This is a genomic window from Massilia sp. Se16.2.3 (assembly GCF_014171595.1).
GTDB lineage: Bacteria > Pseudomonadota > Gammaproteobacteria > Burkholderiales > Burkholderiaceae_D > Telluria.
Window position 1 is genome coordinate 3884213 of the sequence record NZ_CP050451.1, and the last position, 15721, is coordinate 3899933.

Below are 15721 nucleotides of genomic sequence, written 5' to 3' on the forward strand. Positions count from 1 at the left end.
AAGCGCATTCGTTTGTAGAGACAACCCTCAGGATAATCGCCGGTGCGACGGCTGCTGTCGCATCGCGTCCTCAAGCCGCTAGCCGCGCTTGCGGCGCAAGCCAAACCACAGAGCGCAACAGACCGGCACCGCCAGCGCGCAGGCGGAGACGATATCCCAGATGCCATCGCCCAGCAGCGCGCTCACCAGCCCGACCATCGTCAGCACGCCCAGCAGGATCGGCACGCCCCACAGTTGCGTGAACGCGCGGTTCAAGGCCCTTCCCCTTCATGCGCCAGCACGGGCGCGGCCTTCTCGCGGGCCTGTGCGACGGCCTGGAGGTGGCGCCTGGCGGCCCTGCCGCGCTGCACCCACAGGTACAAGCCGCTGCCCAGCACGATAATGGTGGCGATGTCGAGCAGCGCCCACAGCAGCTTCATCGGCGCGCCGCCATAATCCCCGAAGTGCAGCGGCTGCGAGATCAGGAGCGCCGTCAGGTACCGGGGCAGCGCGCGCTGGTCGGTGATCTGGCCGGTCTGGGCGTCGATCAGCACCGGCTTGTACAGGCGCGACGAAAACGCCTCGCTGCCGCGCATATAGATGCCGTAGTGATGCGGGCTGGCGAAGGGCGTGCCCGGAAAGGCAACGAAGGCGACGCGCATGCCGGGCGCCGCGCTTTCGGCCAGCTTGATGGCCGCGTCCATCGACGCGCGTTGCGTGGGCGGCGCCGCGCCACGATAGGGTTCGAGCATGGCGGCGATCTCGGTGGCTTGCCAGACCTTCAGCAGCAGGTCGGCCCAGGTGTTGACCATGCCGGTGGCGCCCACCACCAGTGCCCACACCAGCGTGACGATGCCCAGCAGGTTGTGCAGGTCCAGCCACTTCAGGCGCGCGCTGCGTTCGCGCCGCACGGTGCCGAATTCAAGTTTGCGCATGAAGGGCGCATACAGCACCACGCCGCTGACGATGGCGACGATCAAGAGCAGCCCCATCAGGCCGAGGAAGAGCTTGCCGTACAGGCCGGCGAACAGGTCGACGTGCAGGCGGAACATGGTCGACATGAAGGCGCCGCCCTCGAAGGCGGGCTCGGTGATGACCCTGGCAGTGCGCGCGTCCACCGCGATCGGCTTGTAGTGTTCGTCCGTCGGCGTGTCGCCCAGGGTCACGTTCCAGATCGCCGGCTCGTCGATCTCCTGCGAGATGTACATCACCAGCTTGTTCGGGTAGAGGGCGCGCGCGGCGCCAATGACGGCGTCGACGTTCGCGCGCGGCGGTGCGGCGGCAAGTTCCGGCGCGACGGCCGGCGCGAGGGCCGGCGCTTCCACGTCGTTGCCCAGCAGGTGGCCGATCTCGTGGTGGTAGATCAGCGGCAGGCCGGTCAGGCACAGGAGCAGCATGAAGCTCGTTGCGACCAGGCTGCTCCATTTGTGGATCCAGCTCCAACGGCGTATTGACAGGCTTGACATGCGTGATTTGGTAGGACGATGGGCTACAGATAATAATGGTTCTCATTTACAGCCGCAAGCGATGCATGCATAATAATGATAACTATTCTCATTTGGAAACACCGCCTCATGACTACACGCTTCACCCTCACTCCCCTTGCACTGGGCGCCGCCCTCCTCGCAACCAGCCACCTTGCCCACGCCCAGGACGCGGCCACGACCGAACAACCGATCCAGACCGTGGTCGTCACGGCCTCGGCCGACGCATCCGCCCAGGGCCTGCCGAAGGAGTATGCGGGCGGCCAGGTGGCGCGCGGCGGGCGCATTGGCCTGCTCGGCAATGTCGACATGATGGACACGCCCTTCAACACCACCAATTTCACGCAAGCGCTGATCCAGGACCAGCAGGCCAGGAGCGTGGCGGACGTGGTGCAGAACGACCCTTCCGTGCGCGTGGCGCGCGGCTTCGGCAACTACCAGGAGCTGTACGTGATCCGCGGCTTCGCGGTGAACTCCGACGACATGGCCTATAACGGCTTGTACGGCCTGCTGCCGCGCCAGTTCGTCGCGACCGAACTGCTCGAGCGCGTGGAAGTCTTCCGCGGCGCGAACAGTTTCGTCAACGGCGCCGTGCCGGGCGGCGGCGGCATCGGCGGCATGATCAACCTGGTGCCCAAGCGGGCGCCGAACGCGCCCCTGAACCGCGTTACGCTGGGCGTCGAGAGCGGCGGCCAGGTCTACGGCGCGGTCGATGTCGCGCGCCGCTTCGGCCCTGAGGACCGCGCCGGCCTGCGCATCAATGCCGTGCGCCGCGATGGCGACACCGCGATCGACCGCGAGGAACGCACACTGTCCGTGTTCTCGGTCGGTGCCGACTACCGCGGACGGGATGCTCGCGTCTCGGCCGACGTCGGCTACCAGGACCATGCCTTGAACAAGGCCCGCCCGAGCGTGACGGTGGCCGCCGGCCTGCCGATCGTCGCCGCGCCCGACGCAAGCAGCAACTGGGCCCAGCCCCGGACGGTGTCGGAAGAGCGCGACCTGTTCGGCACGCTGCGCGCGGAGGTCGACCTGGGCCAGGATGCCGTGGCCTGGGCAGCGCTGGGCGCGCGCCGTGGCGACGAATCGAACGTGCTGGCGTCAAGCACAGTGAGCGACACCCTCGGCAATGCCGGCATGAGCCGCTTCGACAACGTGCGCGAGGACGACGTGCGCACCGGCGAAATCGGCGCGCGCACCGGCCTGCGCACCGGGCCTGTGAAACACACGCTGTCGGCGACGGCTTCTGGCTTTCACGCGGAATCGCGCAACGCCTTCGCCCTCGGCGGCGCCTTCATCGCCACCAACATCTACCGCCCCATCGATGCACCCGCCCCTGCCTACATGGCCTGGCCGGGCGGCGACATGGCCAACCCGAACCTGACGCGCAAGACCATCCTCTCGAGTGCCGCCGTGGCCGATACCCTCTCCTTTGCCGGCGACAGGCTGCTGCTGACGCTCGGCCTGCGCCACCAGCGCATCAAGGATTATGGCTATGCCTATGACGGCGGCGCGCCGCAAACGGCCTACGAAGAAAGCGCGAACACGCCGATGGTCGGCCTGGTCTACAAGCCGGCACCGGGCGTGTCGCTGTATGCGAACTATATCGAGGCGCTGCAGCAGGGCCAGGCCGGTTTCGGCGCGGCGCTGTCGCCGCCGGTGCGCCTGGTGAACGAGGGCATCCCGCTCGCGCCCTACGTGTCGCGCCAGCGCGAAGTCGGCATCAAGCTCGATGGCGGCAAGCTGGGCATGAGCGCGGCGCTGTTCACGACCACGCAGCCGGTCGGTTCCATCCAGGGCGATACCTTCGGCCTCTTCGGCGACCAGCGCAACCGCGGCGTCGAGATCTCGGCCTTCGGCTTGCCGGCCAGGGGCCTGCGCCTGCTGGGCGGCGTGACGCTGCTGGACACGAAGCAGCGGCGCACCCCGAACGGCGCCTTCGATGGGCGCGAAGCGATCGGCGTGCCCAACATCCAGGCCAACCTGGGCGCGGACTGGGACGTGCCGGTGTGCAGGGGCTTTCCCTGAACGCGCGCACGGTCTACACCTCGGCGCAGTTCGCCGACGCCGCCAACCTGCAGAAGGTACCGGCCTGGACGCGCCTGGACCTGGGCGCCAGCTGGAGCACGCGCCTGTTCGAGCGCGCGCTGACACTGCGCGCGCGCATCGACAACGTGACGGACAAGAACTACTGGGCTTCCAGCGGCGGCTACCCGAACTATGGCTACCTGGTGGCCGGCGCGCCGCGTACCTTCACGGTATCGGGATCGGTCGATTTCTGACTCGGCCGCGTGGGGGCGCCGTGGCCAATGGCCGCGATGACGGCTTCTTTGCCGCGTGCCCACCCTACGGTACTCCGGCGCCACGTGTTCGGGATACGCAGCTGCCGCGTGTGCACGGGGCGCCCACCCTACGATGCAGGGGAGACTGCGTTGGCACCATGACTCCGCTTCAGTGCGGTTTGACCTCGTCCTTCAGTGCCGCCAGCGCCATCCGCTCGACCAGGCCCGGCGCCAGCAGTTTGAGGAAGCGCCCGAGTTTGCCTTTGGTGGTCATCACCACTTCGCGCTTGCGCGCGTTCATGCCCGCGATGATCAGACGTGCGCATTCCTCGACGCTCATCGCGTCCTCTTCCTTCAACCCGCTCGCGCCCGCAGCCTCGCCCTGGGCATTGAAGCCGCGGTAGCGGATTTTGGTGGCAACCACGCCCGGGTAGGCTGTCGTCACGGCGACGCCCGCGCACTTCAGTTCGGCCCGCAGCGCCTCGAAAAAGCCCGTCACCGCGAACTTGGTCGCACTGTAGGCCGTGCGCCCCGGTACGCCGACCAGGCCCGCCAGCGAGGACACGGCGACGATGCTGCCGCGCGCATTCTTGAGGTGCGGGAGCGCGGCCTGGGTGCACCAGACGCTGCCCCACAGGTTCACCCGCATCAGCTCCTCGTACCAGCCGAGGTCTTCCACTTCCTCGAAGAGCGCATGCGCCGAGCGGCCGGCGTTATTCACCAGCACGTCGATGCGTCCGAAGCGTTCGGCCGCGGTCACGATCAGGCGGCGGCACTGGATCTGCACGCCGACGTCCGTCGGCACCGCGAGCGTCTGCGCGCCCGGGGCGGCGCATTCGGCGGCGACTGCCTCCAGCTGGGCCGCATTGCGGGCAGCCAGCACGAGCGCAACGCCGGCGCCCTCCTTCGCTGCCAGCTGGCGCGCCATCTCGGCGCCGATGCCGTCCGAGGCGCCGGTGATGACGATGACTCTCGGCGTTCGTGCCCCGATCATTTTTGCGCTTTGACGATCTGCATCGCGCTGGCAATCAGGCCGCTCATCTCGCCCGGGTTGGCCGGCACGATGATGGAGTTGTTCGTCTTGGCCAGCTTGCTGAAGGCGTCGACATAGTGTTCGGCCACGCGCAGGTTCATCGCGTCCTCGCCGCCCGGCTCGCGAATGGCCGCGCCCACCTGGCGCAGCGCCGTGGCGCTGGCTTCGGCCAGGGCGACGATCGCGTTCGCCTCGCCCTGCGCGCGGTTGATGGCCGCCTGGCGCTCGCCTTCCGAGCGGGCGATGGCCGCTTCGCGCTCGCCGCTGGCGATGTTGATCTGCTCCTGGCGGCGGCCTTCGGAGGCCGCGATCAGCGCACGCTTTTCGCGCTCGGCCGTGATCTGGCGCTGCATCGAATGCAGGATCTCGGCCGGCGGGGTCAGGTCCTTGATCTCATAGCGCAGTACCTTCACGCCCCAGTTCGCGGCCGACTCGTCGATCGCGTTGACGATGGTGGTGTTGATGTGGTCGCGTTCTTCGAAGGTCTTGTCCAGCTCCATCTTGCCGATGACGGAGCGCAGCGTGGTCTGCGCCAGCTGGGTGATCGCCTGGACGTAGTTCGAGGCGCCGTAGGACGCCCGCATGGCGTCAGTTACCTGGTAGTACAGGATGCCGTCCACCTGCAGCTGGGTGTTGTCCTTGGTGATGCAGACCTGGGGCGGCACGTCGAGCGGGATTTCCTTCAATACGTGCTTGTAGGCGATGCGGTCGACGAAAGGTACGACGATGTTCAGGCCCGGCGCAAGCGTGGCGTGGTACTTGCCCAGGCGCTCGACCACCCAGGCATGCTGCTGGGGCACGACGTTGATCGTCTTGAAGACGAACACGACCGCGATGACGAGGATGACGATTGCCACGATTTCGAACGAGTATTCCATAAGCATCCCTTATAAGTCGATTGTTAGTATTTGCTGATCTTATGCATTTGCCACGATCAAGCGGTTGCCCTGCACCTCGACGATGCGGTATTCGCCCGCTTCCGGCAAGGCGCCTGGGCCGAGTTCGACATCCCACTGGGCCCCGCGGTACATCACGCGCGCACGGCCGTTCTGCCAGCCTGGGACGGTGACGCGGCCGCCAATGTCGAGGTTGACGTTGACGTCGCGGCTGGCGCTCTCGCGCGCCGGGCGGCCAAAGCGGCTGCGGTGCAGCAGGCTGGTGGCGACCAGGCCGACGGCGGCGGCAACCAGGGTCGGGATCGCCCCACTAGCCCCCATGAGCGCGGCAATGCCACCGAAGGCCAGGCCGATGGCGATCATCAACAGGTAAAAGGTACCCGTGAACAGTTCCGCCACCACCGGGATCCCGGCCCCGATCATCCAGTTCATCCAGTCCGTCATTTCGTTCTCCTCGGTTGGTGCAGCCTGCTTACTTCGTGGCCGGCTTCTTGACCAGTACTTCCGACTGCGGCGCCGCCTCGATCGTGCAGGAACGGGTGCAGCGCGCGTACTTGTCTTCGCAGGCCGCCGCGTAGCGCATCCGGCGCGTGTCCGTGTTCCGCTGCTCGGTGGCGCGCGTTGCCGGGCTCGGCACCTGGGTCTTTTCGGCCGTGCGCGCGATCTCATTGCGCTGGCGCGACTCGAGCATGATCGGACCGTCGTATTCCTCGCGCGCCAGACCATGAATATCTGCCTTGCACGAACGGCGCTCGCTATCGCACACCGACTTGCACATGCTCGGCTCCGCGGCGAGGCATGCGTTCGACAACAGGAAACCCGCTACGACGCCCAACCACGATTTACCGCGCATCACACTCTCCAGTCAATTCGAAAAAAAACCCCCGCCGCCGCTGGGCAGACGAGGGTTTCCAAAAGTCTAACGGGTTCCGTTAGCGAGTCAAGTTATTTGTTGCTTTTAGGCTATTAACATACTCGTCATACCGTTGGCACGGCCCTGGAGTGACGATCGATCAGGCCACGTCCGGATTTCCCATCGTGCGGATCACCAGCTCGTTGCAGCCGGACTGCGCGTCCGGCTGACGGCTGAACGCCACATCCGGCAGCAGCGCCAGCAAGACCTCCGCCGTCGTGCGCACGATGCACCCAGCCGCGACGTGCCCGCCCATGACGCGCCCCCCTGCGCGTCCGCGACGCTCATGTGCAGGTGCGCACCGTCCGGCGACAGCGAACCCGCCAGCGTCAGGATTTCGAGGTCACCGCGGATTTCGGTGGGTTCGTCCAGGCCGGCATAGCGGATGCGGGCCAACGAGACTGCCGATGCCCTGCAGGACGAAGCCGGCCCGGACGCCTTCGGCGGCCAGCACCGCTTCGAGCGCGCGGCGCAGGTCCTGCTGCGGATACAGGCGAAGGGGCATGGTGTGCATGGAATTATCCAGATCCCGGTCAGGTGAAAACCAGCCGCTGCTAGGGTCGCGCAGCTTGCGTACCTGTCCGATTGTCGGCCTTGCCCGCATCGCCCGCAAGGCCGGCGGCGGGCGCGGTCGTGTCGGCCATGACCCGCACGGCTTCCTCGAGCTGCAGCGCACGTGCCGCATAGGCTGGCAGAATGTCGCCTTCCCTGCGCCGTTCGGCCTCGTCGAGCGACACCTCGCCGCCGCTGCGCAGCGCCAGCGCCCGCGCTTGCCCGTCGACGAGCTTCTGGTAGCGTCCATCGGCCGCCATGCGCGCGCGATGCTGGGCCGACACCGATGGCAGCATGGCGGCGGCCGCACCCTCCTTCGGCGCAGCCGGTACCTGCAGCGGCGTGCCCGGGAATGGGTGGGTCCTGACTTCCCCAGCACCGGCCTCGGCCGCGCCGGGGATGGCGATATCGGGTGCCAGCCCACGGCCCTCGAAGCTGCTCCCGTCGATTCGGTAGAGCTGGGACACCGTGATCGAGAGCTCGCCCAGGCCCGGCGCGAAGCGGTCGAGCGGGATCAGCGTCTGCACGGAGCTGCGGCCCCCGCTGGCCTCGCCGAGCACCGGGGCGCGGCCGCGGTCCTGCAGGGCGCCTGCCACCAGCTCGGCACCGGCCGCCGTGCCGCGGTCCACCAGCACACCCAGCTGACCGCTCCAGGCCGGCGTGCCCTCCGGCACGAATTCGCTGGTGAGCTCACCCTTCCCCGAACCCTGGAGCGCGGCCAGTCCCTTGGGCAGGAACAGCCTCAGGAACTTGACCGACTCCATCAGCGAGCCGCCACCGTTGCCGCGCAGGTCGAGCAACACGGCGTCCACCTTCGCCTCCCTGAAACCCTGCAGCAAGCTGGCGGCCTCGCGCGACGTGCTGGCGTAATCCTTGATACCGGCATTCCGGCTCGCCGCATCCTCGAACATGCCCGGAACCTCGACGATGCCGACACGGTAGCTGGCGTTCCCCTTCGTCACGGTCTCGATGCGGCCACGTGGCGCCTGGCCAGCTTCGCCAGGCAAGGCGCGGACCAGGCTGACACGCTTGCGCGCGGCGTCGAGGCGGGTGCCGGCAGGCAGCGTTTCCAGCACCACGGTCGAGCCGGGCGCACCGCGCAGCGCGTCGAGCAGGTCGCGGCTGCTCCAGCCGAGCACGTCGGCCATCGACCCGTCGGCCCGGCTCACGCCGACGATGCGCTCGCCGGGCTGGAGCTGGCCCGAGCGCGCGGCCGCACCGCCTGGTGTCAGCGCCAGCACCTCGACCGGCGCTCCGCTGGCGAACAGGGTCACGCCGATGCTCGCGCCGTCCTGTTGCGTCGAGGTCGCACGGGCGCCCGCCGCCGGGAAATAGCGCGCATCCGGATCGAAGGAACGGGCATAGGCATTCATGTAGAGCTCGAAGACATCGGCCTGGGTGCGGGCTTTGGCCTCCGCCAGGCGCGTGCTGTAGCGGCGCTCGAGGGTGGTGACGATGTCGGCCTCGCGCATCCCGGCCAGGCGCAGGGTCAGGACCTCGTCGATGAGGCGCTGGCGCCATAGCGTGCGCTGTTCCTGTTCCGACGCGGGACGTGGCGGGGTGGAGCGCACACGCCGGTAGCGCTCCTTGCCGCTGGTGGCGACGAAGGCGCGCAAGGTTTCGCCTGCAAAAGCGGTCAGCAGCGCCAGCCGGTCGAGAAAGCGCTCTTGGATAGCGAAAGGCGCGCCACGGCTGGCTTCCTCCCACAGCGCACGCAGCCGGGCGCGATGACTGTCGATGGCGCCTGCGTCGGCCTGGGTGAACACCAGGCGCTCCGGGTCGAGCGCATCGAGGTAGCCGTCGAGGACGTCCGCCGTCACCAGGCGCGCCGGCGCGGGCGGCTTGTAGGCATAGCGCAGGAGCACGCGCGAGCTCCACAAGGCCGCGTCGGCTTGCACGGGCGTGATCACGGTCGCGGCGGCGTGCGCGCTGAGGCCGATGCCCAGGCCGCACGCGAGCGCGGCCAGCTGGCGCGCGCGCGCGGCCAGGCCAATAGCGCCGCCGTGCCTGCGAGGGCGTGGTGTCGCTGCGGGGCGATGGATGTGGGAGGGGCGTTCGGCTTCATGCAGGACTCCGTTGGATGAGGGCAGAGTCTAGCATGTGGTATTTCAAACAAGAAATATGCGGCTACCCGGTGATGCCGCGCTCAGGATGAGGGGCAGGTTCGGCTTTGCCAAGGGATCTGCCACCGTGCAGGCCGCCACCGCGCCGCGGCGGCAGAGCCCGTGTCCGAATGTCAGACCTGACCCCCGTCGCCTTGACCCCCGTCGCCTGACCCCCGTCGCCTGTGCCCCCCGTCGCCTGGCTGTCGGTAAAGCAGAACGTCTTCATGTAGAGCTCTCTGGTTCTTAAGTAGAAAATTACTTCTAACTGCGCTCTTTTGTGGGGGGGATTATCCTTCACCGAGAGAAGAACCGGCCAGCGCCGCGCTGTTAGCCTTGCTCCAGGCAACGTGACGGGCACGGGATGAGCTCATGTCCAAATGTCAGACCTGACACCTCGCCCAGTAATCACGCGCACCGGGCCGGCGCCGATCTTCTGGCCGATGGCGCGGCCTTGCGTCAGCACGGTGCCGGTGCCTTTCAAAGAGAAACGCTGCTGGGCGTCGGTGGCTTTCTGCTGCGACTTCACGGTTTCCGGACGCGCCTGCTGGATGAACAGTTCAGCGCCTGCTGTGGTGTCGGCAGAGCCGGTGTCCGAATATCAGATCTGACACCTTCACCGTGAGACAAACCGGCGGGCGCTGCACTGTTAGCCTTACTCCAGGCAACATGACGGGCACGGGGATGGGCTCCTGTCCAAATGTCAGACCTGACACCTCGCCCACGCTTCACATCTTGAAAGGCAGGCGAACTTAGGTCAGCACGGCATATTGGCTTAATGATGTATGGGCCGGCAGCCCTTTTTGCTCACTTTGCTGGCGCAACTGTTAGCACGAACCCTTGGGCTTCGCCGGGCCGCTGGTTAAAGAAATACTTGAACTCCACCTCAGCCGTGGAAGAGTTAAACGGTTCAACCACGATAAACTCTCCATGCATAGCGCGCGTGATCACGTTGTTCTCGAATGGGAGCGGCCGCCCCGTTAGACAGTGGACGACTTCTGAAATATTTGGCGCCAGCGTCTCCGAGGATGTGTGAGTTGAAAGGTAGGCACATAACTTCATCCCTATTGCATCTGCTGGCAACGCGCGGCAGGATTTCGATTTGTTTCCAGCTAGCGTTTCCAAATTTAGCGCGACCGAGCGTGAGCCCTCATTACCTAATGCGAACGCGCGAATTTGCTCGCAAGTCTCCATACGACGAGTAGCACTCCATGCACTTGACGAAACGCCAAACATGCAAAGCAACATCATTTTTAGCAGTCGCTCCATTTCGATCCTCAGAATGGCTTCACGTAGCACATGAGCAATGTTTTTTGCTCGTTTGCTGTTTTCTATATGCATCGCGATAATCGTTCAATGCCCCTTTCGTTCGCCGGCGATCGGCGGGGCTAAGAGACAGTTTCGAAACTCGATACGGCCGAGATGTTCTTGCGCACTTTCTGAAATGTGCGCAATTAGCCGTCCGTTCAGCCGTTAACGCGGCATGAAATTGCGCGTAGGCGCGTTGCCACCGGGTTATTAACCTGTCTCTAAGCCGCCCGCGGATCAAACGATATTGATACTAGCCATCGCTTAGCTCAACTACGCCGATTACATTATTGCGAACTATACAATTGGCATAACTATTCCCTAATCCATTACTTGGTCCTGGCGCCGTAGAACCTCGTGCTGCGACAAGCGGTTTATGCCTGGGTTCAGTCGACGCTCGCACCTGCTCAGCACGGTCACCTTGCAGCTATCATTGCAGTGCTATGCCGGAAAAACAAAACCCCGTCCCCTCAAAGGCAGCGGGGTTTGAGAATCCAACTGCGCGCCCTTCGCCGCACGCGTGTGTCGTGCTTACATCGACGCCAGCTTCTGCCAGGTCTCGATCACCGAATCCGCATTGAGCGACATCGATTCGATGCCCTGCTCCATCAGCCAGACGGCGAAGTCCGGATTATCCGATGGCCCCTGGCCGCAGATGCAGATGTACTTGCCCTGGTCGCGGCAAGCCTTGATCGCCAGGCCAAGCATGGCTTTCACGGCAGGGTCGCTCTCGTCGAAATCGGCGGCCAAGAGCGGCATGCCGGAATCGCGGTCCAGGCCCAGGGTCAGCTGGGTCAGGTCGTTCGAGCCAATCGAGAAGCCGTCGAAATGCTCGAGGAAGCGCTCGGCCAAGGTGGCGTTCGATGGCACTTCGCACATCATGATGACGCGCAGGCCGTTTTCGCCGCGCTTGAGGCCATATTTGCCCGGCAGTGCAATGACTTTCTCGGCCTGGCCCAGGGTACGCACGAACGGAAACATCAGCTCGACGTTGGTCAGGGCCATTTCTTCGCTCACGCGCTTTATCGCGATGCATTACATCTCGAAGGATTCGGCGCGGTCCTCGCTTCAGGCAACATCACCTTTACGGGGATGAGTTCGTGTCCAAATGTCAGACCTGACATCTATCCATGAATCGTTTGCCTGTGAAATATTGTGGCCTTGTTTGGCTCTGATTGATTTATGGTTCCGGACTAACTGTGCCACCCCAACAACGCTTCAAAAAAAGTTCGTTCGGGCGCACTTAATCTTAGCCACTGACGGTAGCTACTCTCGTTAGTGGCGTCGGGGAAACATTGCAGCCCGCTCCCCTTTACACTATTCAAAACACGTAGCCCTTCTCGATCATCGATCATACCTATGGCAATAAGTGAATCGCAACGAATGAAATCCTCTTCAGATTCCATTTTAGCCAATCTCGTCAAAACAGGAATAGAGGATCTGTGCCTTATATTTCCAAGTGCACCTATTGCATACCTTCGATTTGGCATCTTAGGATCCATTACCTCTTTTTCCAGTATTGGAACGACTCCACCACCGGCCAGGATTAACGGGTCCATGATTTGATCTTCGGCTTGATCACGTTCATAGAACGTCCGGATTGCGATTTCTGGCGTGGAATCAATCCTAACAATTTTTACCGAAAGCCATGCGAAAAAAGCCAGTAGGAGGATTGCACTTAATGATGCCGCTTTTTTGTATTGTTCATTACGATCCTAACGAACGGTAAGAGGAATCTTATTGTCACGATCGCCTCGCAAATCATTTAGCAGCTTATCGTTTCCGAAAATACCACCACCGTAATCAATACAACCTGCTGATCCATCCAAATATCCGCCATGTAGATAGAAACCAGTCCGACCAAAACGTTTGGTGCCGCGCAGCGGATATATCAAGCGCCAAAGTCGTGATCATATCCCTTATCGACAACGGCATGGATCCCTTCTGCGCTCTTCAAAAATAATTGCTCGTTGGTATCGGGATCATGGACGAGGGCATCGACGTACCAATCATCGCCATCGCCGCTGTAGAGAAGCTCACCTATTTTTTCGAACGATGCGCATACGCTGCCCGCCGTTCTGCATGCATTCGGGGCCGAATGCAAACGCAGTTACTGGGGGAAATAATAGTCCGCTTAGCAGAAAAAAGTTTGCTATCGATTTAATCTTACTAAACATGACTAAAGAAATGAAAAGGCTTATCAGCTGCCACGAGATCGGGATACTCGATACTCACAACAAGCAAAAGAGCGCAGCTATGCATACCCTAGGGCCTAGAGCACACGGAACTTTTATCTGGCTTGACTGGCTAGGGAAGGGAACGATGGAACGATGTAATTAGATCTCTACAACGTATAATCTTTAAGACGTCATCGTTCGCTATAAGATACAGGAACTGCGTTTATTTTGTGACAATATACACATCTCCACTAATAGTCAACTTATCATTCTATTTTATGCTAATTGAATATTTACACCCTGTTTCTAACATGGAGCGCCTCTGGCGTCCACCTAGGTAGGAATGCGCTCCAATCGAACTGCACATTAGTTTCGATAGACCTCGTGCTGCGGCAAGCGGTCTATGCCTGGGTTCAGTCGACGCTCGCACCTGCTCAGCACGGTCACCTTGCACCTATCATTGCAGTGCTATGCCGGAAAAACAAAACCCCGCCGCCTCAAAGGCAACGGGGTTTGAGTATCCAACTGCGCGGCCTTCGCCGCACGCGTCTGTCGTACTTACATCGACGCCAGCTTCTGCCAGGTCTCGATCACCGAATCCGGATTGAGCGACATCGACTCGATGCCCTGCTCCATCAGCCAGACGGCGAAGTCCGGATTGTCCGACGGTCCCTGCCCGCAGATGCCGATGTATTTGCCCTGGTCGCGGCAAGCCTTGATGGCCAGCGAGAGCATGGCTTTCACGGCCGGGTCGCTCTCGTCGAAATCGGCGGCCAGGAGCGGCATGCCGGAATCGCGGTCCAGGCCCAGGGTCAGCTGGGTCAGGTCGTTCGAGCCGATCGAGAAGCCGTCGAAATGCTCGAGGAAGCGCTCGGCCAGGATCGCGTTCGACGGCACTTCGCACATCATGATGACGCGCAGGCCGTTTTCGCCGCGCTTCAGGCCATATTTCGCCAGCAGCGCGATGACTTTCTCGGCCTGGCCCAGGGTGCGCACGAATGGAATCATCAGCTCGACGTTAGTCAGTCCCATTTCTTCGCGCACCCGCTTCATCGCGAGGCATTCCATTTCGAAGGCTTCGGCGAAGTCTTCGGCCAGGTAGCGGGCGGCGCCGCGGAAGCCCAGCATCGGGTTTTCTTCGTCCGGCTCGTAGCGCGACCCGCCGATCAGCTTCTTGTACTCGTTCGACTTGAAGTCGGACAGGCGCACGATGACCGGTTTCGGCCAGAAGGCGGCGGCAATCGTCGCCACGCCTTCGGCGAGCTTGTCGACGTAGAAGGCTTTTGGCGACGCGTGGCCTCTAGCGACCGATTCCACCGCCTTCTTCAGGTCGGCATCGATGTTTGGGTACTCGAGGATGGCCTTCGGGTGTACGCCGATGTTGTTGTTGATGATGAATTCCAGGCGCGCCAGGCCCACGCCGCCGTTCGGCACCGACTGGAAGTCGAAAGCCAGCTGCGGGTTGCCGACGTTGAGCATGATCTTGGTATTGATCGGTGGCAGTTCGCCGCGCGAGACTTCGGTGATCTCGGTTTCCAGCAGGCCGTCGTAGATCTTGCCTTCGTCGCCTTCGGCGCAGGACACGGTGACAAAGGTACCGTCTTTCAGCACTTCGGTGGCGTCGCCGCAGCCGACAACGGCCGGCACGCCCAGTTCACGGGCGATGATGGCCGCGTGGCAGGTACGGCCGCCGCGGTTGGTGACGATGGCCGAGGCGCGCTTCATGACCGGTTCCCAGTTCGGGTCGGTCATGTCGGCCACCAGCACGTCGCCCGGCTGCACGCGTTCCATTTCCGACGGGTCGGTAATCACGCGCACCGGGCCGGCGCCGATCTTCTGGCCGATGGCGCGGCCTTGCGTCAGCACGGTGCCGGTGCCTTTCAAAGAGAAACGCTGCTGGGCGTCGGTGGCCTTTTGCTGCGATTTTACGGTTTCCGGACGCGCCTGCAGGATGAAGAGCTTGCCGTCGCGGCCGTCCTTGCCCCACTCGATGTCCATCGGGCGGCCGTAGTGGTTCTCGATGATAACGGCGTATTTCGCCAGTTCCACCACTTCTTCGTCGGTCAGCGAGTAGCGGTTGCGCATCTCGATCGGTACGTCGACGGTCTTCACCGAACGGCCAGCCTTGGCCTCCTGGGTGAATTCCATCTTGATCAGTTTCGAGCCGATGTTGCGGCGGATGACCGGCTTCTTGCCCTGTGCCAGCATCGGCTTGTGGACGTAGAACTCGTCCGGATTGACCGCGCCCTGCACCACCGTTTCGCCCAGGCCGTAGCTGGAGGTGATGAAGACGACGTCCTTGAAGCCCGATTCGGTGTCGATGGTGAACATGACGCCGGCCGCGCCCAGGTCCGAACGGACCATGCGCTGCACGCCGGCCGACAGCGCGACCTCGGCGTGGGTGAAGCCTTTGTGGACGCGGTAGGAGATTGCGCGGTCGTTGTAGAGCGACGCGAAGACGTGCTTCATCGCTTCCAGGATATTGTCGATGCCGACCACGTTCAGGAAGGTTTCCTGCTGGCCGGCGAAGGATGCGTCCGGCAAGTCTTCGGCGGTGGCCGAGGAGCGCACGGCAAACGACATCTCGGCGACCGAGTCGGCCACCAGGCGTTCGTAATAGCTGCGGATTTCGGCTTCCAGGCGCGGCTGGAACGGAGTTTCGACGATCCACTGGCGGATCTCGGCGCCAGCAAGCGCCAGCGAGCGCACGTCGTCGATGTCAAGGCCCTCGAGGCGGGTAGCGATGCGGCTTGCCAGCGATGGGCCGCCGTCGACCGAGTGCTCGAGGAAGTCGCGGAAAGCTTGCGCCGTGGTGGCGAAGCCGGTCGGCACGCGCACGCCGGCGCTGGCCAACTGGCTGATCATTTCGCCGAGCGAGGCATTCTTGCCGCCGACTGATTCGACATCGGTCATGCGCAGGTTTTCGAACGCGGCGACGTACACACCCGTGCCTTGTTCGGGTTCCTGCAATGCTGCGTTGGACAGGTTAGTCATG

General features: G+C 63.3%; 10 protein-coding genes and 3 pseudogenes. 1 reads left to right on the forward strand and 12 read right to left on the reverse strand.

Going from position 1 to position 15721, the window contains the following annotated elements:
* Nucleotides 1-78 precede the first annotated feature (78 nt).
* Both G4G31_RS17700 and G4G31_RS17705 read right to left on the reverse strand, forming a co-directional pair.
* Complete coding sequence (locus G4G31_RS17700; RefSeq protein WP_182988755.1) at nt 79-255, reverse strand: hypothetical protein; 177 nt, start codon at nt 253-255, stop codon at nt 79-81.
* On the reverse strand, nt 252-1445 hold the full coding sequence (locus G4G31_RS17705; RefSeq protein WP_182988756.1) for a PepSY domain-containing protein: 1194 nt from the start codon (nt 1443-1445) through the stop codon (nt 252-254). Before G4G31_RS17705 ends, G4G31_RS17700 begins: the two co-directional genes overlap by 4 nt.
* A gap of 108 nt (nt 1446-1553) precedes the next feature.
* On the opposite strand from G4G31_RS17705, the pseudogene G4G31_RS17710 reads away from it, so the two are divergent.
* Nucleotides 1554-3745: pseudogene (locus G4G31_RS17710) on the forward strand (TonB-dependent receptor).
* Nucleotides 3746-3914: 169 nt separating this feature from the next.
* Here the strand turns inward: G4G31_RS17710 and G4G31_RS17715 are convergent.
* The 10 genes and pseudogenes from G4G31_RS17715 to ppsA all read right to left on the reverse strand — a co-directional run bounded on the left by G4G31_RS17715 (nt 3915) and on the right by ppsA (nt 15639).
* Nucleotides 3915-4739, reverse strand: coding sequence for an SDR family oxidoreductase (locus G4G31_RS17715; protein ID WP_182988757.1), 825 nt, complete (start codon nt 4737-4739; stop codon nt 3915-3917).
* The gene (locus G4G31_RS17720) at nt 4736-5656 is read right to left on the reverse strand and encodes an SPFH domain-containing protein (RefSeq protein WP_182988758.1); all 921 of its coding nucleotides are present in this window, start codon (nt 5654-5656) and stop codon (nt 4736-4738) included. Before G4G31_RS17720 ends, G4G31_RS17715 begins: the two co-directional genes overlap by 4 nt.
* Nucleotides 5657-5695: 39 nt before the next feature.
* Nucleotides 5696-6118: an NfeD family protein gene (locus G4G31_RS17725; RefSeq protein ID WP_182988759.1), complete on the reverse strand. Its 423-nt coding sequence runs from the start codon at nt 6116-6118 to the stop codon at nt 5696-5698.
* Nucleotides 6119-6146: 28 nt separating this feature from the next.
* The gene (locus G4G31_RS17730) at nt 6147-6452 is read right to left on the reverse strand and encodes a hypothetical protein (RefSeq protein ID WP_182988760.1); all 306 of its coding nucleotides are present in this window, start codon (nt 6450-6452) and stop codon (nt 6147-6149) included.
* Nucleotides 6453-6687: 235 nt separating this feature from the next.
* Nucleotides 6688-7101 (reverse strand): annotated as a pseudogene (locus G4G31_RS17735) (PPC domain-containing DNA-binding protein).
* Between the two features lie 40 nt (nt 7102-7141).
* Entirely contained in the window at nt 7142-9049 is a 1908-nt protein-coding gene (locus G4G31_RS17740) for a S41 family peptidase (protein WP_182988761.1), read from the reverse strand.
* A 562-nt stretch (nt 9050-9611) separates the two neighbouring features.
* Nucleotides 9612-9770, reverse strand: a complete 159-nt coding sequence (locus G4G31_RS17745; RefSeq protein WP_182988762.1) for a hypothetical protein — start codon at nt 9768-9770, stop codon at nt 9612-9614.
* Nucleotides 9771-10048: 278 nt separating this feature from the next.
* Entirely contained in the window at nt 10049-10582 is a 534-nt protein-coding gene (locus tag G4G31_RS17750; RefSeq protein WP_182988763.1) for a hypothetical protein, read from the reverse strand.
* 498 nt (nt 10583-11080) lie between these two features.
* Nucleotides 11081-11617 (reverse strand): annotated as a pseudogene (locus tag G4G31_RS17755) (putative PEP-binding protein); the annotation flags it as partial.
* A 1667-nt stretch (nt 11618-13284) separates the two neighbouring features.
* On the reverse strand, nt 13285-15639 hold the full coding sequence (gene ppsA / locus G4G31_RS17760) for a phosphoenolpyruvate synthase (RefSeq protein ID WP_229425630.1): 2355 nt from the start codon (nt 15637-15639) through the stop codon (nt 13285-13287).
* Nucleotides 15640-15721: the final 82 nt, after the last annotated feature.

Bases quoted from the DNA above. Each gene is read 5' to 3' on its own strand.
- G4G31_RS17705 (WP_182988756.1), bottom strand. From the start codon at position 1,445: ATGTCAAGCCTGTCAATACGCCGTTGGAGCTGGATCCACAAATGGAGC.
- G4G31_RS17715 (WP_182988757.1), bottom strand. From the start codon at position 4,739: ATGATCGGGGCACGAACGCCGAGAGTCATCGTCATCACCGGCGCCTCG.
- G4G31_RS17720 (WP_182988758.1), bottom strand. From the start codon at position 5,656: ATGGAATACTCGTTCGAAATCGTGGCAATCGTCATCCTCGTCATCGCG.
- G4G31_RS17725 (WP_182988759.1), bottom strand. From the start codon at position 6,118: ATGACGGACTGGATGAACTGGATGATCGGGGCCGGGATCCCGGTGGTG.
- G4G31_RS17730 (WP_182988760.1), bottom strand. From the start codon at position 6,452: ATGTGCAAGTCGGTGTGCGATAGCGAGCGCCGTTCGTGCAAGGCAGAT.
- G4G31_RS17750 (WP_182988763.1), bottom strand. From the start codon at position 10,582: ATGCATATAGAAAACAGCAAACGAGCAAAAAACATTGCTCATGTGCTA.
- ppsA (WP_229425630.1), bottom strand. From the start codon at position 15,639: ATGACCGATGTCGAATCAGTCGGCGGCAAGAATGCCTCGCTCGGCGAA.